Genomic DNA, 16,029 nt, shown 5'->3' with positions numbered 1-16,029 from the left:
AATCACAGTGGTTATTGGTAAATCAAACTAAGTGGGTAGGCTTTACCAGCTAAATAATCTTCAATGCATTTTAAAACCAGAGGGCTTCTAAGCGGCAGGCTTTTAATTTGCTCAAGGCTAAACCAATCTGCGCTAAGAATGTCATCATCTTGGGGAGATGGTTCAAATAGCTCTGGGCTATTAAAAGCAAAGCTAAAACGCATATAGTGAACGCCATTTGCGGCATGTAAATTATAGATACCAACAAGGTGACTGGCATTAAGGCTAATGCCTGTTTCTTCAATAAGTTCGCGATGAGCTGCTTCTGCTAAGGTTTCATTGGCTTCTAGATGACCCGCAGGCTGGTTATAGCAAATATCACCTGTGTGTTTATCGCGCTCTTTAACAAGTAAAAATTTGTCTTGGCATGTGACGATGGCGGCTACTGTGACATTGGGTTTATGCATCAGGGTTGTTCACTACTTTAGACTGGCCATTATCTAATCCATCAAGGGTATAGTTACCAATGCTGTAACGAATTAATCGCAAAGTAGGGAAGCCAACATGCGCTGTCATACGGCGAACTTGGCGATTACGGCCCTCAGTGATAGAGATTTCTAACCAACTGGTTGGTATGTTTTTACGCTCGCGAACGGGCGGGGTACGTGGCCAAATTGACGGCTCATCAATACGTCTCACTTTGGCAGGCTTGGTCATGCCATCTTTAAGCTCTACACCTTTGTTAAGTGCAAAGATAGCCTCATCAGTAACATCACCTTCTACTTGCACCCAATAAGTTTTAGCTGTTTTTTTATTGGGTTCAGTGAGTGTGTGTTGTAATTTACCGCAGTTGGTAAGTAGCAACAGTCCTTCGCTATCTCTATCTAAGCGTCCTGCTGCATACACGTCTTTAATAGTAATAAAGTCGGCAAGGGTTTTGCGGTTTTGGTCATCGGTAAATTGGCAAAGCACATCAAATGGTTTGTTAAATAGCACCACTTTGCGCTGCTCAGGGCTAATTGCTTTTTTAACTTGGCGTTTTTGAGTCGGCCTTGAATAAGTTCGACCGCTGCTGCGACGTGATTTGCTATTGGCTTTATTAACCATTAAATACACCTAGCCGGCTTAGGTAAACCTGCAATTTTAGTCGCTTGCTTTGCTGGGCCTTTAGGGAATAGCTTATACAAATACATGCTATTACCTTTTTCTTCACCTAGCTTTTGGGCCATTGCTTTGACCAGCATGCGTATTGCCGGGCTGGTGTTGTACTCTACGTAAAAATCACGCACAAAATGCACAACTTCCCAGTGCTGCTCACTTAAGGTAATGTTCTCTTGCTCAGCAATAATAGGTGCAAGCTCTTCACACCAATCGTTTGAATCAAGTAAATACCCTTGTTTGTCTGTTTCTATCTGTTTGTCATTAAATTCAAGCATGGTTTACCAAGTAATCGTGTTTTTTGCGTTTAAAGTCATTTCTACAAACTGCGCGTAGTTTATTGCGATATCGCCTTGATTAAATGAAATATCACGGGCTGCAGCGTCTTCTTCAAGTAAATGAATTGCTGCAGAGAACTGCTTAAACTGCATGTTGTTATAGCAAGCGTCACTAACAAGTAGCACTGTATCTTCTGAAGAAATTAAATTTGCCAACATATTATTGCAATAGTGAGCTAAGGGTTTTGAAAAAATATGCAAGGTACTCATAAGGTCACCACTTGATGCTGTTGGCTAATTAAGTCTCGCTGTTGCTCAAAGTTAGCTACTTTAACATCGATAATCAGACTATCTTCTGAAAGGTTAAAATCCATTAACGACTTTTCACATACATATATGTTTTCAACATCGTATAACTCTAGGGTTTTAATGGTTTTAAAATAGTTTTTTATGCCAAGTTGCTCTGGCTGTTGATTTTTTTTCAAAGCTAAAACAGCCTCACCACTTAGAAGCCAACTAATGTTTTGTTCAATAGCGGCAAAAATTAGTGTGGTGTCGAGTGATTCACGAATATGTTGATCGTCAAATGGGCCATGTTGGCTTATTACTAAAATGTTTTTCATTTAAATTGCACCCATTTATCCGCTTCACTGACAAGCATCGCAAATTCTGCAAGCCCAGCGACGGTAAACACGCCTGTGTTATCGATATCTAAGCCACGCTTTTCAGCAGCAGTGACACATAGCAGTAGAGGGATCTCTTGCTCACTTAACGACTGCCACAAACGGTTAATTGGAAGCTCGTCGCTGGCAAGTTCTAAATGGTTACTTGCGTGGTAAACACCAGCTTGATAAAGAAAGATAGCTGCAATTGAGTGACCAGAGTCAAGACAGGCCTGTGCAAATTTAATTAGCCGTTGAGTTGTGTCGTGATCGGTCGGCGCGGTATGAAGAGAAAGTACAAATTGTGCCAAAACGCATCCAATAAAAAAGCCCCTAGAAAGGGGCTATTTTAGCAGAACTATTTAATTAGTCATCACTTGCACCAAGTAGGTGAAGAAGAGACGTAAATAAATTATATACGTTCAGGTATAAAGCAACTGTTGCGCGGATGTAATTAGTCTCGCCGCCATTAATAATGCGGCTAGTGTCAAATAAGATTAAACCAGACATAATTAGCACAACTGCAGCATTAATAACCATAAAGGTAATAGAGCTGCCAATAAATAAGTTAACTAGGCTTGCAATAATAACCACGATTAAACCCACAGTTAAAAAGCCACCCATAAATGAGAAGTCTTTTTTAGTGGTAAGCGCATAAGCCGACAAACCAAAGAAGATTAAAGCAGTAGAGCCTAACGCTTGCATAATCAGCATAGGGCCATTTGGCATTGCAGCGTAGTAGTTAAGCATTGGACCAAGTCCTGCGCCCATTAAACCTGTGAAAACAAATACCCAAGCAACACCTGATGCACTGTCGGCCTTTTTGTTAACAACAAAAAGTACACCGAATGCAATCAAACTAAATACTAACCCCATAAAATAAGGTAGATTCATTGCCATTGATATACCTGCTGTCACTGCGCTAAATGCCAGTGTCATTGCCAGTAAGAAATAGGTATTCTTTAAAACTTTATTGGTTTCAATAGTCGACATTACTGGTCTTGCAGTATTGTACGATTGATTAAACGCCATTGTTAGAGCTCCTTTAAATGAACTTATACGTTCGTTAGTTCCAATTATTAAATTGAACTAAGCCTATCAAGAGTTATATATTTGGGCAAACTATTGTGGATCAATAGACAAGATAAATAATCGAAAAGTTCAATGTTGCGCACAATCTAAACGCTGTTGTACTAATGCTGAGCAAATTAATTGTTTTTTAATCACTTAAACAGTTTTTTGAAAAAAAAGCTTCACAAGCACGGCCGCTTTATCTATTATGCACGCCGTCGGAGAGATGGCAGAGTGGTCGAATGCACCGGTCTTGAAAACCGGCAGGGGTTTGTAGCCCCTCTAGGGTTCAAATCCCTATCTCTCCACCATTATTTTTACTACTGGCGTAAGCGGGTAGGTTTTCGCATTCGGAGAGATGGCAGAGTGGTCGAATGCACCGGTCTTGAAAACCGGCAGGGGTTTGTAGCCCCTCTAGGGTTCAAATCCCTATCTCTCCACCATCATTGAAGCCGCTGAATTTATTCAGCGGCTTTTTTCTTTCTTGTGCTTTTCCATTTGTTCTGCAAATTACGACTATTGTCGATATTTCGCATTTTAACTAGTTAGTCCATGCTTAACACTTCTCGTATTATCTTTGTGACATTAGGGAATTTATGAAACATCGTTTAGCAAAGAGTGTAGGACTTTCTTTATTATCGCCTGTGATCATCGGTTGTATCTTAGGCCTTTATTATGCGTTTACACTTGAAGGAAATGGTTTAAACATTTTCTTTAACTTATTCGTTAGCGCAATCGCCAATGCCCACATTGTAGGTCTTACTATGGCAGCGTTTGTGGTACCTGGTTATTTACTTATGTATAAGTATGCAAAGGTTAATTATTCAGGTGTTCTGACACTTGGCTTACTAGGTGGCGCTATTTTCAGCTACTTACTTAGCGCTACAACAGGTATGGCTTTTGTAGTCAATGCTGTGATGTCTGCTCTGGCTGCAGGACTGTTTTTATTTGGTTTAAGACAGGGCCTTACAACACAATCTTCTCATCAATAGCAGAATATTTAATCAAGCTGACTGAAATTGAGGGCAAAATGTTTTTTTTTGCCCTTAAAAGGTTTCATTTGTCGTCTACAAAGAGTACCTTTAGCTACTGTATGTTTAATAAGAAGTAGTTTGGTATGCAAAAGCAAGATTTTTACCAGTCATTAGTTAAACAAACTGAGTCGCTAATCACTGGTGAATCAAATGTTATTGCCAACATGGCAAATATTAGTGCGCTGTTATTTACCTCTTTAGAGGATATCAATTGGGCGGGCTTTTATTTAATGGATTCACCTGAAGAATTAGTGCTAGGGCCGTTTCAAGGTAATCCTGCATGTATCCGTATTCCAGTAGGTAAAGGGGTATGTGGAACTGCCGCGCAAACACAACAAACACAACTCGTTGAAGACGTTCATGCATTTGCTGGGCACATTGCCTGTGATGCTGCATCGAATTCTGAAGTCGTTGTGCCGATTTTCAAAGACGGTAAAGTATTTGCTGTACTTGATATCGACAGCCCAAGCATTGCGCGATTCGACGCTGATGATCAAGCTGGTTTAGAAGCATTGGTAAAATGCTTTGAGGCAAATCTAAAATGAAAGATCTGCTAAATGTGCAAGATTACCTCTTTGCAATTGCTGATGTTGGTGATTGGGAAGGGGAAGAAGAAGTTGTTGCCGAAAGGCTCAACGACTTGATTCACATGGCTTGGGATCGTCTACCGGATGACCTTGACTGTGAATCAATTGATGAAATTATAAATGGTATTTGGGAACACCTTCGTGGTGATTTAGCGCTTATTGAAGCGGACTTCGAAGAGTTGACCGACTGGGTAACACACTATGTCGATTCATCATTAGATGAAAAGATGTAATAAAAGGTTCTAACATGGAAACCACAAACAAGCTAAAAGATATTAATGAAGTATTGGATTTCTTATACCAAGAATTTCCACAATGTTTTAAACAAAAAGACGGTATTCAGCCGCTTAAAGTAGGTATCTTTAAAGATATCGCTGAGCGTATTGAAGGTTCTGAGAAAGTAAGTAAAACTCAGGTTCGTCAAGCACTAAGAAAGTACACCTCAAACTGGCGCTATTTAGAAGCTGTGACTAAGTCTGAGTTCCGTATCGATCTTGATGGTAATCAAGATGAAAAAGTAGAACAAGAGCACATTGAGCACGCACAAAAAGCGTTAGAAGAAAGCCGCGCTAAAATGGCAAAGCGTAAGAAGCCACAACGTCCACGTAAAGACGGTGACACAAAATCTTACAAAAAGAATAGTGGCCACCACGCTAAATCTGGCGAAAAAGGCGCTAAAGTAAATAATAAGCCTGCTAAAGCTGCTCCTGCAAAACGTTCAGGAAAAGTTGAACCTTTACCTGCCTCAGAGGTCAAGGTTAATAGCAAAGTTAAAGTTAAACTTGGCCAAGCACTTGTAAACGCGGTTATTACTGAAGTGAATAAAGATGAAGTTCACGTTGAGTTAGTAACAGGGATGCAAGTTAAGACCAAAGCAGACAGCCTGTATATCATTTAATAGCTGTAAAAAATAAAGGAGTTGTGTATGAGTAAAAAGTTTACGCTCATTCCGTTAGTCGCTGCCCTGTTTTCAGGTTCATTACTGGCATCATCAGATAATCTGACTGAAAAAGACCTGCCAGTACTCAAGCAAGAAAGCCAACATAGTACGGCAAGCAAACGGGTGACAAACTTATTTACTCGTGCACACTACAAACCAATTAAATTTAACGATGAATTATCTGAGAAGGTTTTTGATCGTTATATTGAATCTCTCGACTACAATAAAAATGTGTTTTTAGCGTCTGACATTGCCTCGTTTGAGCAATATAAAGACCAATTTGATAATGCATTGTCGACAGGTAAATTGGGATTTGCCTTTGATATTTTTAACTTAAGTTTAAAACGTCGTTTTGAACGCTATGACTATTCTTTATCGTTACTTGAAAACGAAATGAAGTTCGATAAAGAAGATGAGTATCTGTTTGACCGCGAAGACGCAAACTGGGCAACAAGCCAAGCTGAGCTTGATGAACTTTGGCGTCAGCGTGTCAAATACGATGCTTTACGATTAAAAATGACTGGTAAAGATTGGCAAGGCATTAAAGAAGTCTTGACCAAACGTTACCACAATGCACAAAAGCGTTTAGTACAAACGAACAGTGAAGATGCTTTTCAAATCGTGATGAATTCATTCGCACGAAGCATTGAAGCGCATACCTCTTATTTATCACCTCGTCGCGCTGAGCAATTCAAGATGGACATGGATCTTGAATTAGAAGGTATTGGTGCGGTACTTAGTTATGACGAAGATTACACGGTAATCCGTAGCTTAGTACCTGGCGGCCCGGCTGATAAGTCTGAACAAATTAAAGCAGATGACCGTATCATTGGTGTTGCCCAAGAAGGTGAAGAATTTGTTGATGTGATTGGCTGGCGTTTAGATGACGTAGTTGATCTGATCAAAGGCCCTAAAGGGACAAAAGTTCGCCTGCAATATCTAAAAGGGGCAGATGCTCACGGCACACCAAAAGTGGTTGAAATCACACGTGATAAAATTCGCTTAGAAGACCGCGCTGCAAAATCTGAAGTATTTGAAGCAAAATATTCAGACTTAACCAGCAAAATTGGTGTGATTGAAATCCCAGGTTTCTATAACAACCTATCACAAGACGTTAAAGTTGAAATTGCAAAATTAAAAGAAGCCAAAGTTGACGGTATCATCATTGATTTACGTCAAAACGGCGGTGGCTCACTTTACGAAGCGACGCAACTTTCTGGCTTATTTATCGATCAAGGTCCTGTAGTACAAATTCATACGCTAAATAATCGTATTGAAGAGCAAAAAGACCGTGATGGTGTCACTTTTTACGATGGCCCACTGACAGTGTTAGTTGATCGCTACAGTGCGTCTGCCTCAGAAATTTTTGCAGCAGCAATGCAAGATTATGGCCGTGCAATTGTGATTGGTGAGCAAACCTTTGGTAAGGGAACTGTACAGCAGCATAAACCACTTGGCCGTGCTTATGACCTATACGACCACCCATTAGGTAGCGTGCAGTATACCATTGCAAAATTCTACCGAATTAACGGCGGAAGCACACAGCACAAAGGCGTGATCCCAGATGTGTCATTCCCATCGGCAATTGAGCCATCAGAGTGGGGTGAGAGTCAACAAGACAACGCGCTACCTTGGGATAGCATCATACGTGCTAAGTACAACTCTGTTGATAACCTCAAACCAGCGATTGCTTACGTTAATAAGCTTCATGATGCCCGTATTGCAGACGAGCCTGAGTTTGGCTATGTATTTGCTGACATTAAACGCTATCAAGAAGAGAAAGACCGTAAGACTATCTCATTGGTTGAAGCGACGCGTCTAAAAGAGAAAGACGAAGGTGAAGAACGCGCGTTAGAACGTGCTAATGAACGACTTGTTCGCCTTGGTGAAAAGCCAGTTGAGAAGCTTGACGATTTACCTGATAGCCTTGACGAGCTAGACCCTTTCTTAGAAGAAGCGGCATTAATCACCCAAGATTATATAAAATATGGTCGTATCGCTAAGAAATAATTAGCAATTAATTAGCAATATTGATTAATAAAAAGGCGCTTAAGCGCCTTTTTTGCTACCTAAAACAGGTTAGATTGGTATAATCACAAAATCTGGCTGCATAAGGCCACTGAAGTTTTGCTTCAAAGCTTACAATAATAATTAAACACGCCACATAAGACGTGTAGGAGACTATCTTTTGAATTCAATTGAAGAGAAGCCAATTAAACAGGCCAGTTTTTTAGATGCCTTAATCCCAATTACTGTGCTCGTGTGCCTACTAGGCGCTGCTGTTTATTTATTCGGTGATAACTCATCATCTGGTCCTAACCAAATCGCTTTATTATTCGCTACATTTACCGCGGCATTAATTGGCTTAAAAAATGGTTACACCTGGAAGAAACTAGAACAAGCCATGATTGAGGGGATCACCTTATCCCTTGGAGCAATCATTATACTGTTAATGGTGGGTGCCTTAATCGGTACTTGGCTGTTATCAGGAACTGTACCCACTCTAATTTACTATGGCTTACAAATTATCAATCCTAGCTGGTTCTATGCCGCTAGCTGCTTGATTTGTGGCATTGTGGCTATGAGTATTGGTAGCTCTTGGACCACAGCTGCGACTATCGGTGTGGCGTTATTAGGTGTTGCAACTGGTCTTGGTCTTGAACAAGTTGTTACAGCAGGCGCGGTCATTTCTGGTGCCTACTTTGGTGATAAATTAAGCCCGCTTTCTGAAACAACAAACTTAGCGCCAGCAGTGGCTGGGGCTGATTTATTTGAGCATATTCATCACATGCTTTGGACTACGGTGCCAAGCTTCATTATTGCGTTATTTATTTTTATCTTTATGGGCTTTAATGCCGGTGGTTCAACAGAAGCGGGCCGTATTGATGAAATCGTTAATTTATTAGAGCAAAACTTTAATATTGGTTTTGAAATGCTAGTGCCACTGGTGGTGTTGTTGTTTTTAGCAATTCGTAAGATGCCAGCTTTCCCAGCTATTTCAATTGGTGCGGTGTTAGGTGCAATTTGGGCTATGTTATTTCAATCTGATTTAATCAATAGCCAAATTGATGCATCACAAGGCCAAGCAATTGGTTACTTCAAATTAGTTTGGACAACGTTCTTTGATGGTTTCAGCATCGACACTGGCGATGAAAAAATGGATTCATTATTGAGCGGTGGTGGTATGGCTGGCATGTTAACAACAACTTGGCTGATTATGACGGCCTTGATGTTTGGCGCTATCATGGAAAAAACTGGCTTACTTGATATGTTCGTTAAGAGCATCTTAAAAATTGCTAAAAGCACGGGCTCTCTTATCACAGCAACGATTGCAACGTGTATTGGTACCAATGCGGTTGCAGCTGACCAATATATCGCGATTGTCGTTCCTGGACGTATGTTTAAAGACGAATATGAAAAACGCGGTTTAAAGCCTGTAAATTTATCTCGCACATTAGAAGATGGTGGCACAATTACTAGCCCACTTATTCCTTGGAATACCTGTGGTGCTTACATGCAAAGTGTTTTACTAATCAATCCATTTGACTATGCAATGTACGCGTTCTTTAATTTAATTAATCCATTCTTAGCGGTTGTTTATGCCTATTTTGGTATTAAAATTTTACGTATTACCCCAAAACATCTTAAACAAGAAGCTAACGCCGAATAAACTATTTAGGCCCTGCTAAGCAGGGCCATTTGGAGTCAGTAATGTCTGCTACGAGTAAACCTCAAGCTCAATATTTAAAAGATTACCAAGCCCCACAATTCTCAATTCAACACATCGATTTACGCTTCGAATTAGCCCCTTTAAAAACATCAGTGCAGTCAACAATGACAATCAATCGTACCGATGAAAGCAATGCTGATCTTTTGCTTGATGGTGTTGATTTAACGCTAATTTCATTGATGGTTGATGACAAAGCGTATGATGATTACACGCTTGAAGATGAAAAGCTGATCATTCATAACTTACCTGAAAGCTTTATTCTGAAAATTGAAAACCATATTGACCCGCAAACGAATACCTCGTTAGAAGGTTTGTACTTGTCGGGTGGTGCTTACTGTACGCAATGTGAGGCAGAAGGTTTTAGAAAGATTACTTATTACCTTGACCGCCCAGACGTGCTTGCTAGCTTTGATGTAACCATTATTGCCGACAAAAAGTACACTCACTTGCTGTCTAATGGTAATCAAATTGAATCAGGTAACTTAGATGACGGTCGTCATTTTGTAAAATGGCAAGACCCATTTAAAAAGCCTAGCTACTTATTTGCATTAGTCGCCGGTGATTTTGACGTATTACGTGACCATTACACGACGCAGTCTGGACGAAAAGTTGAATTAGCCTTGTTTGTTGATAAAGGTAATTTATCAAAAACGCCTCATGCCATGACTTCTTTAAAGAAATCAATGCAATGGGATGAAGAGCGCTTTAACCTTGAATACGATTTAGATATTTACATGATTGTTGCCGTTGATTTCTTCAACATGGGCGCAATGGAAAATAAAGGCCTGAATATCTTTAACTCTAAATGTGTTCTTGCAAATCAAGAAACAGCCACAGACAAAGATTACCATACGATTGAATCTATTGTAGGGCACGAGTACTTCCATAACTGGACCGGCAACCGTGTGACTTGCCGTGACTGGTTCCAACTGTCGTTAAAAGAAGGCTTAACGGTTTTCCGTGACCAAGAGTTTAGTAGCGACTTAGGTTCACGTGCGCTTAATCGTATTGATGCCGTTAAAGTCATGCGTACTCACCAGTTTAGTGAAGATGCAGGGCCGATGGCGCACCCAATTCGCCCAGAAAAAGTCATTGAAATGAATAACTTTTATACAGTGACTGTGTATGACAAAGGGGCTGAAGTTATTCGCATGATGCACACCTTACTTGGAGAAGAAAAGTTCCAACAAGGTATGGCATTGTATTTCGATCGCCATGACGGACAAGCAGTTACTTGTGATGATTTTGTCGCTGCCATGAGTGATGCGTCTGGCATTGATTTAACGCAATTTAAGCGCTGGTATAGTCAAGCGGGTACACCTAAGCTCAATGTAGAGCAAGCGCATGATGAACAAAACCAAACTTTCACATTAAGCATTGAGCAGTTTGCACCTGATAATCAGCCTAACAATGCCTTACTGCATATTCCTTTTGCTATTGAACTTTTAGATAGTGAAGGGCAATCGCTACCACTTGTGATTGATAATCAGCCACAAGATTCGGTATTGAATGTCACAGAAAAAACACAGCAGTTTGTTTTCGAGGGCATTAAACAGCGCCCAGTCGCAGTGCTACTAGAAGATTTCTCTGCGCCATGCATCGTTAATCAAAATACATCTGCAGCGGATCTGTTACATATTATGCGTTTTGCTCGCAGTGACTTTTCACGTTGGGATGCTCAGCAGCGCTTATTTACTAATGAAATGAAAGCGGCGATTGCCAGTGGTGAAGCTTGCTTATCGGATGATATCTTGTCGGCATTAAAGCTACTAGTTGATAATCGTGAAGGTGACCTTGCGCTGATTGCGGAGCTGTTAAAACTGCCTAGCTACGATACTCTTGCAGCAGAATATGCCGTCATCCCTGTTGATGACATTATTGCTGTTCAAAATGCATTTGAATCGCAAATTGCCAACTTCCTAACAGAATCATTGGTTAATTGTTATAACTCACTTGAAGATGATGGTTCAACATCTGCTACAGCCGTTGCAGTGCGTGCTCTTAAGCAACTTTGTTTACACTATTTAGCGAAAACAAATCACAGCGACGTTAATGGCCTTATCGAAGAGTCTGCCCACAGTAATAATATGACCAATGCACTTGCTGCATTAAGTGCTGTTGTAAAAGCAAATCACTCACTATGTGATACGCTTTTAACAGAGTTTGATGCAAAATGGCGTCATGATGTGCTCGTTATGGATAAATGGTTTGCACTGCAAGCGATGAAAGATTCAGCAACGAGTATCAGCGATATTAAAGCGCTCTATGATCACCCAAGTTTTGACTTTGGTAATCCTAACCGTGTGCGTGCTTTGGTTGGTAGCTTTAGCCACTTTAATATCACTCAGTTCCACCGAGCTGATGGTGAAGGTTACCAGCTATTAGGTGACTTATTAGTGAAACTAAATGATATTAACCCGCAAAATGCATCGCGCATGCTGACACCTTTTATGTCATGGAAACGCTATGATGAAAATCGTTCAGCGGCAATGAAAGCACAATTGCAACGTTTAGCTGATTTAGATGGCCTTAGTGATGATCTGTTTGAAAAAGTAGAGAAAGCACTCGAAAGTTAATGACAGAATATTATTTTGCCTTGTATCTGAGTTACTCGGAATGTCTTGATTATTACCATGGTAAATATAAATCAGTGCAAGTTACAGAGGATGGTGGCAAGACAGTTCGCTTTGATGCTCACCATTTGCGTCCTTTTATTTCTTCGCTAGGAATAAGAGGGCGCTTTAGGCTGACATTAACGTCTGAAAATCAGTTTTTAAAACTCGAGAAAATTAGTTAAAAAAGCAGCTACGGCTGCTTTTTTTGATGATTTTTCATAAAAAACACTAATTTTATCTATCCCCAATTCGCTAAATTTATTATATTTTTGTTAATTCGATTTGTTCTATTGTTAATTTACGTGTATAAATTATCTGGTATGACGTCTTACCAATACGTAAACGTCACATTTTTAAATAAATATTAACCGATTAGACGCGTTCTATATTGTAATTTTACTGTTTCGCTTCTATCGTTAGAAAGATACTAAAAACAACAATTTGATCACAAAACAACCCGTTACAGGGGGATGAACACAATGATAAAACGATCGCTTTTTGTTAAAAACAAAATAGCTTTGGGGCTTGCAGCAGCAACTCTAGGTCTCTCAAGCACATCTTTGCACGCGGCTAATTTCGAGTTAGGTGACTTTGACATACGTTTTGACTCTAACTTCTCTTATGGTCAAAGCATTCGTGTTGAAGACCGAGACTTTCAACACATAGGTAAAAGTAATAATCCATCATTTGATTGGACGGGTTATCACTCAGCTCTAAACCCTATTTATTCTTCAGCTGATGTTTGGAACCAACCAGGTGCTTACTCAAATAATGGTGATGCCGGAAACTTAAACTTTGATAGTGGAGATTCATTTTCAAAGTTATTAAAAGGCACTCATGAGCTTTCTATCAGTAAAGATAACTTTGGTTTCTTCACTCGCTTTATGTATTTTTATGATTTTGCCTTAATGGATGGTGACTTTGCTTATACCAATCCAACGTCGGGTAAAAAAGTTGACCCTTGTGATGATGACGACACTAAAGAACAAGTATGTGCTGATTTACGTTTACTTGACGCTTATGTTTGGGCAAATTTTGATTTAAATGAAGGCCGTAACCCGCTGTCTATTCGTTTAGGCCAACAAGTTGTGAACTGGGGTGAGAGTACTTTGATTTCTCATGGTATTAACGTTAACCCTGTTGATATCGATCGTTTAAAAGCGCCAGGTGCAGAGTTAAAAGAAGCTTTCATACCTGTTGGTATGCTTTGGGCATCACTAGGCATCACAGATAACTTAACGCTAGAAGGTTTCTACCAATATGAATGGCATGAAACACGCCTTCCAGCGGCTGGTACTTACTTTTCGACGAACGATTTCGCGTCGGAAAATGGCTATCAGCAGAATATTCAATTAGGCTTCACGTCTAACCCAGATATCGATTTAGCATTCTTAACAGAAAGCTTAAATAATTTAGATGATATTGTTCGCTCGCAAGGTGTTGACCCTACATCAGCACAAGGCATAGCGATGATGTCGCAAATGTATCTCGCTTACCCAACCAAAGTTGCGTTGAAAGGTAAGGGCGGTGCAGGTAAAAATGAACCTGATGATGGTGGTCAATACGGTTTACGCTTGGGTATGTTTTTACCTGAGTTAAACGATACTGAAGTAGCGTTATACCACATTAACTACCATAGCCGTCGTCCTGTGATTTCAGGCCAGGTATCAAACTTCACTGATGCGGCAATCGCTGCTGATATCGGTATGTTATTAACAACAGATATCACTGAAGATAATGTAACTAGTTTACAAGCATTTACCAAAGGCCAGCTAGAATACCCAGAAGACATTAAGCTTTATGGCTTGAGCTTCAATACATCAATTGGTGAAACGGCTTTTTCTGGTGAATTTGCTTTCCGTCAAGATGAGCCTCTGCAAATTGATGACGTAGAGTTACTTTACGCGGGTATGCCAGAGCAATTGGCTGTTGCAGGTATTCGCCCTGATTTTGCAGGTATTTCGCAAATGAGTCCGGGTGATGCAACTAGCGTTGTAGGTCCTGGTGAAGTAGCACAAGGATTTATTCTTCGTAACACTGCTCAATTACAATTTACTGCAACACACTTATTTGGTCCATCATTAGGTGCTGATAGCTGGGCGGTAGTTGGTGAAGTTGGTGGCGTTAGAATTAACGATATGCCGGATTATGACGAGCTCCGTTTAAACGTTTCCGGTACTGGTCGAAGCGGCATTATGCAAGGCCCATTAAGTGATGATTATTCAACACTTCACCTAGGTCTGTCTAATGGTCCTGAAACAAACCCATTCCCAACAGCGTCTGCATGGGGCTATCGCCTTATCGCTAAGGGTGATTACTACAATATTTTTAGTGGCGTAAACTTCTCACCTCGTTTTGTTTTCTCACACGATGTGAATGGTATTACACCAGATCCAATGTATTTATTTATTGAAGACCGTAAATCACTCGGTGTTACTATGAACTTCAATTATCAAAATGCGTGGTCATTCGACTTTAGCTACAACTCATTCTGGGGTGGTGGCGCGACGAATACTTTCTCTGATCGCGATTATGTTTCATTTAATATTAAATATTCAATCTAAGGGTAAATTATGATTATTAGAAAACCTACCCTCATTGCTGCAGCGTTTTGCGGCGTTTTCGCAAGCTCAAGTGTACTTGCAAAAATTACCGCTGATGAAGCGGCACGTTTAGGCAGTGATTTAACTCCAATTGGCGCTGAAAAAGCAGCGAATAAAGACGGTTCTATTCCAGCTTGGGACGGTGGTATCACAACACCGCCAGCAAGTTACAAACCGGGTATGCACCATCCAGATCCATATGCTGATGATAAAATTTTATTCACGATTGATAAATCGAACGTTGCCCAGTACAAAGACTACTTGAGCCCAGGTCAAATTGAATTATTCAATACCTATCCTGATACGTTCAAAATGAACATTTACCCAACCCGTCGTAGTGCGTCATATCCACAGTTTGTATATGATGCAACTAAAAAATATGCGACGACAGCTGAATTAGTTGAAGGTGGTAACGGTATTAAAAATACCGCTGTGGGTGTACCTTTCCCAATTCCTAAAGATGGTTTAGAAGCTATTTGGAACCACTTGTTGCGATTCCGTGGCCTATCAATTGAACGTTCTGGTGGTCAAGCTGCACCGACAGCCTCTGGTTCATATAACTATGTAGGTTTTGATGAGCAACTTTTAGTTGAGTACTCATCACCTGAAGCAACACCTGAGAAGCTTCAAGAATCTAATATCTTGTTTAAGTTTAAGCAAAAGGTAACTGAGCCTGCTCGTCTTGCCGGTACTGCGTTATTAGTACATGAAACGATGGACCAAATTTTAACACCACGCCAAGCATGGACATACAATTCAGGCCAGCGTCGTGTTCGTCGTGCTCCAAATGTTGCCTACGATGCACCGGGAACAGCCGCTGATAGCTTACGTACGACTGATGACTTTGATATGTTCAATGGTTCTCCGAATCGTTACAACTGGACATTAAAAGGTAAGCAAGAGCTTTATATTCCTTATAACAGCTACAAGCTTCACAGCGACAAACTAAGCTACGATGATATTCTACAAGCAGGTCATATCAACCCTGAGCATGTTCGTTATGAAAAACACCGTGTTTGGGTGGTTGAAGCGAACCTAAAAGAGGGCACGCGTCATATTTATAAGAAACGTGTCTTTTATATTGACGAGGATAGCTGGCAAGTACATGTAGCGGATATCTATGATAACCGTGATCAAATGTATCGTGTAGCGATGGCGCATGGTCTTAACTACTATGAAGTACCAACTCATTGGAGTACGTTAGAAGTTTATCATGACCTTAACTCTCGTCGTTATTTAGCAATTGGTTTAGACAACCAAGAAAAAATGTATGATTTCTCACAATCATTCAACGATAACGAGTTTACTTCAAGCGCATTACGCCGCGAAGGTCGTTAATCCATTTAAGGCACCTGACTCCAGGTGCCTTTTG

General features: G+C 40.4%; 17 protein-coding genes and 2 tRNA genes. 12 read left to right on the top strand and 7 right to left on the bottom strand.

Going from position 1 to position 16,029, the window contains the following annotated elements; all coding sequences use genetic code 11:
* Nucleotides 1-11 precede the first annotated feature (11 nt).
* From IRQ78_RS05105 to IRQ78_RS05075, 7 genes are read right to left on the bottom strand one after another with little or no spacing between them, the layout of a single operon-like run.
* On the bottom strand, nucleotides 12-446 hold the full coding sequence (locus tag IRQ78_RS05105; protein ID WP_194441529.1) for an NUDIX hydrolase: 435 nt from the start codon (nucleotides 444-446) through the stop codon (nucleotides 12-14).
* Nucleotides 439-1,086, bottom strand: coding sequence for an rRNA large subunit pseudouridine synthase E (locus IRQ78_RS05100; RefSeq protein ID WP_194441528.1), 648 nt, complete (start codon nucleotides 1,084-1,086; stop codon nucleotides 439-441). Before IRQ78_RS05100 ends, IRQ78_RS05105 begins: the two co-directional genes overlap by 8 nt.
* Nucleotides 1,086-1,415 carry a TusE/DsrC/DsvC family sulfur relay protein gene (locus IRQ78_RS05095; protein WP_054551404.1) on the bottom strand — a complete coding sequence of 110 codons (330 nt, stop codon included), beginning with the start codon at nucleotides 1,413-1,415 and terminating at the stop codon, nucleotides 1,086-1,088. The genes IRQ78_RS05100 and IRQ78_RS05095 overlap by 1 nt, the downstream gene beginning before the upstream one ends.
* Nucleotides 1,416-1,418: 3 nt before the next feature.
* Nucleotides 1,419-1,634 carry a DsrH/TusB family sulfur relay protein gene (locus IRQ78_RS05090; protein ID WP_228482524.1) on the bottom strand — a complete coding sequence of 72 codons (216 nt, stop codon included), beginning with the start codon at nucleotides 1,632-1,634 and terminating at the stop codon, nucleotides 1,419-1,421.
* A 47-nt stretch (nucleotides 1,635-1,681) separates the two neighbouring features.
* Entirely contained in the window at nucleotides 1,682-2,038 is a 357-nt protein-coding gene (tusC, locus tag IRQ78_RS05085; RefSeq protein ID WP_194441526.1) for a sulfurtransferase complex subunit TusC, read from the bottom strand.
* The gene (gene tusD / locus IRQ78_RS05080) at nucleotides 2,035-2,388 is read right to left on the bottom strand and encodes a sulfurtransferase complex subunit TusD (RefSeq protein ID WP_054551401.1); all 354 of its coding nucleotides are present in this window, start codon (nucleotides 2,386-2,388) and stop codon (nucleotides 2,035-2,037) included. Before tusD ends, tusC begins: the two co-directional genes overlap by 4 nt.
* A gap of 55 nt (nucleotides 2,389-2,443) precedes the next feature.
* The gene (locus tag IRQ78_RS05075) at nucleotides 2,444-3,109 is read right to left on the bottom strand and encodes a Bax inhibitor-1/YccA family protein (protein ID WP_062564480.1); all 666 of its coding nucleotides are present in this window, start codon (nucleotides 3,107-3,109) and stop codon (nucleotides 2,444-2,446) included.
* A gap of 259 nt (nucleotides 3,110-3,368) precedes the next feature.
* Between IRQ78_RS05075 and IRQ78_RS05070 the strand changes: the two genes are divergently transcribed.
* From IRQ78_RS05070 to IRQ78_RS05015, 12 genes are all read left to right on the top strand, one after another.
* A tRNA-Ser gene (locus tag IRQ78_RS05070) sits at nucleotides 3,369-3,459 on the top strand.
* Between the two features lie 41 nt (nucleotides 3,460-3,500).
* Nucleotides 3,501-3,591, top strand: a tRNA-Ser gene (locus IRQ78_RS05065).
* 153 nt (nucleotides 3,592-3,744) lie between these two features.
* A complete protein-coding gene (locus IRQ78_RS05060) occupies nucleotides 3,745-4,140 on the top strand; it encodes a hypothetical protein (protein WP_194441525.1) in 396 nt (131 codons plus the stop codon).
* 125 nt (nucleotides 4,141-4,265) lie between these two features.
* Nucleotides 4,266-4,727, top strand: a complete 462-nt coding sequence (locus tag IRQ78_RS05055; protein ID WP_063705580.1) for a GAF domain-containing protein — start codon at nucleotides 4,266-4,268, stop codon at nucleotides 4,725-4,727.
* On the top strand, nucleotides 4,724-5,002 hold the full coding sequence (locus IRQ78_RS05050) for a hypothetical protein (protein ID WP_063705577.1): 279 nt from the start codon (nucleotides 4,724-4,726) through the stop codon (nucleotides 5,000-5,002). The genes IRQ78_RS05055 and IRQ78_RS05050 overlap by 4 nt, the downstream gene beginning before the upstream one ends.
* A 14-nt stretch (nucleotides 5,003-5,016) precedes the next feature.
* On the top strand, nucleotides 5,017-5,667 hold the full coding sequence (gene proQ / locus IRQ78_RS05045; protein WP_054551396.1) for an RNA chaperone ProQ: 651 nt from the start codon (nucleotides 5,017-5,019) through the stop codon (nucleotides 5,665-5,667).
* Between the two features lie 27 nt (nucleotides 5,668-5,694).
* Nucleotides 5,695-7,719: a carboxy terminal-processing peptidase gene (gene prc / locus IRQ78_RS05040; protein ID WP_054561591.1), complete on the top strand. Its 2,025-nt coding sequence runs from the start codon at nucleotides 5,695-5,697 to the stop codon at nucleotides 7,717-7,719.
* A gap of 178 nt (nucleotides 7,720-7,897) precedes the next feature.
* Nucleotides 7,898-9,379 (top strand): Na+/H+ antiporter NhaC, encoded by a 1,482-nt coding sequence (gene nhaC, locus IRQ78_RS05035; RefSeq protein ID WP_194441524.1) that lies wholly within the window; start codon nucleotides 7,898-7,900, stop codon nucleotides 9,377-9,379.
* A 41-nt stretch (nucleotides 9,380-9,420) separates the two neighbouring features.
* Nucleotides 9,421-12,015 (top strand): aminopeptidase N, encoded by a 2,595-nt coding sequence (gene pepN / locus IRQ78_RS05030; RefSeq protein ID WP_194441523.1) that lies wholly within the window; start codon nucleotides 9,421-9,423, stop codon nucleotides 12,013-12,015.
* Entirely contained in the window at nucleotides 12,015-12,236 is a 222-nt protein-coding gene (locus IRQ78_RS05025; protein ID WP_082389168.1) for a DUF2835 domain-containing protein, read from the top strand. The genes pepN and IRQ78_RS05025 overlap by 1 nt, the downstream gene beginning before the upstream one ends.
* A 297-nt stretch (nucleotides 12,237-12,533) precedes the next feature.
* Nucleotides 12,534-14,618, top strand: coding sequence for a DUF1302 domain-containing protein (locus tag IRQ78_RS05020; protein WP_054551392.1), 2,085 nt, complete (start codon nucleotides 12,534-12,536; stop codon nucleotides 14,616-14,618).
* A gap of 12 nt (nucleotides 14,619-14,630) precedes the next feature.
* A complete protein-coding gene (locus tag IRQ78_RS05015; protein WP_194441726.1) occupies nucleotides 14,631-15,995 on the top strand; it encodes a DUF1329 domain-containing protein in 1,365 nt (454 codons plus the stop codon).
* The last annotated feature ends 34 nt before the right edge of the window (nucleotides 15,996-16,029 follow it).

The organism is Pseudoalteromonas simplex (assembly GCF_015278155.1).
Taxonomy (GTDB): domain Bacteria; phylum Pseudomonadota; class Gammaproteobacteria; order Enterobacterales; family Alteromonadaceae; genus Pseudoalteromonas; species Pseudoalteromonas simplex.
This window is presented reverse-complemented; position numbering and strand designations above follow the sequence as displayed.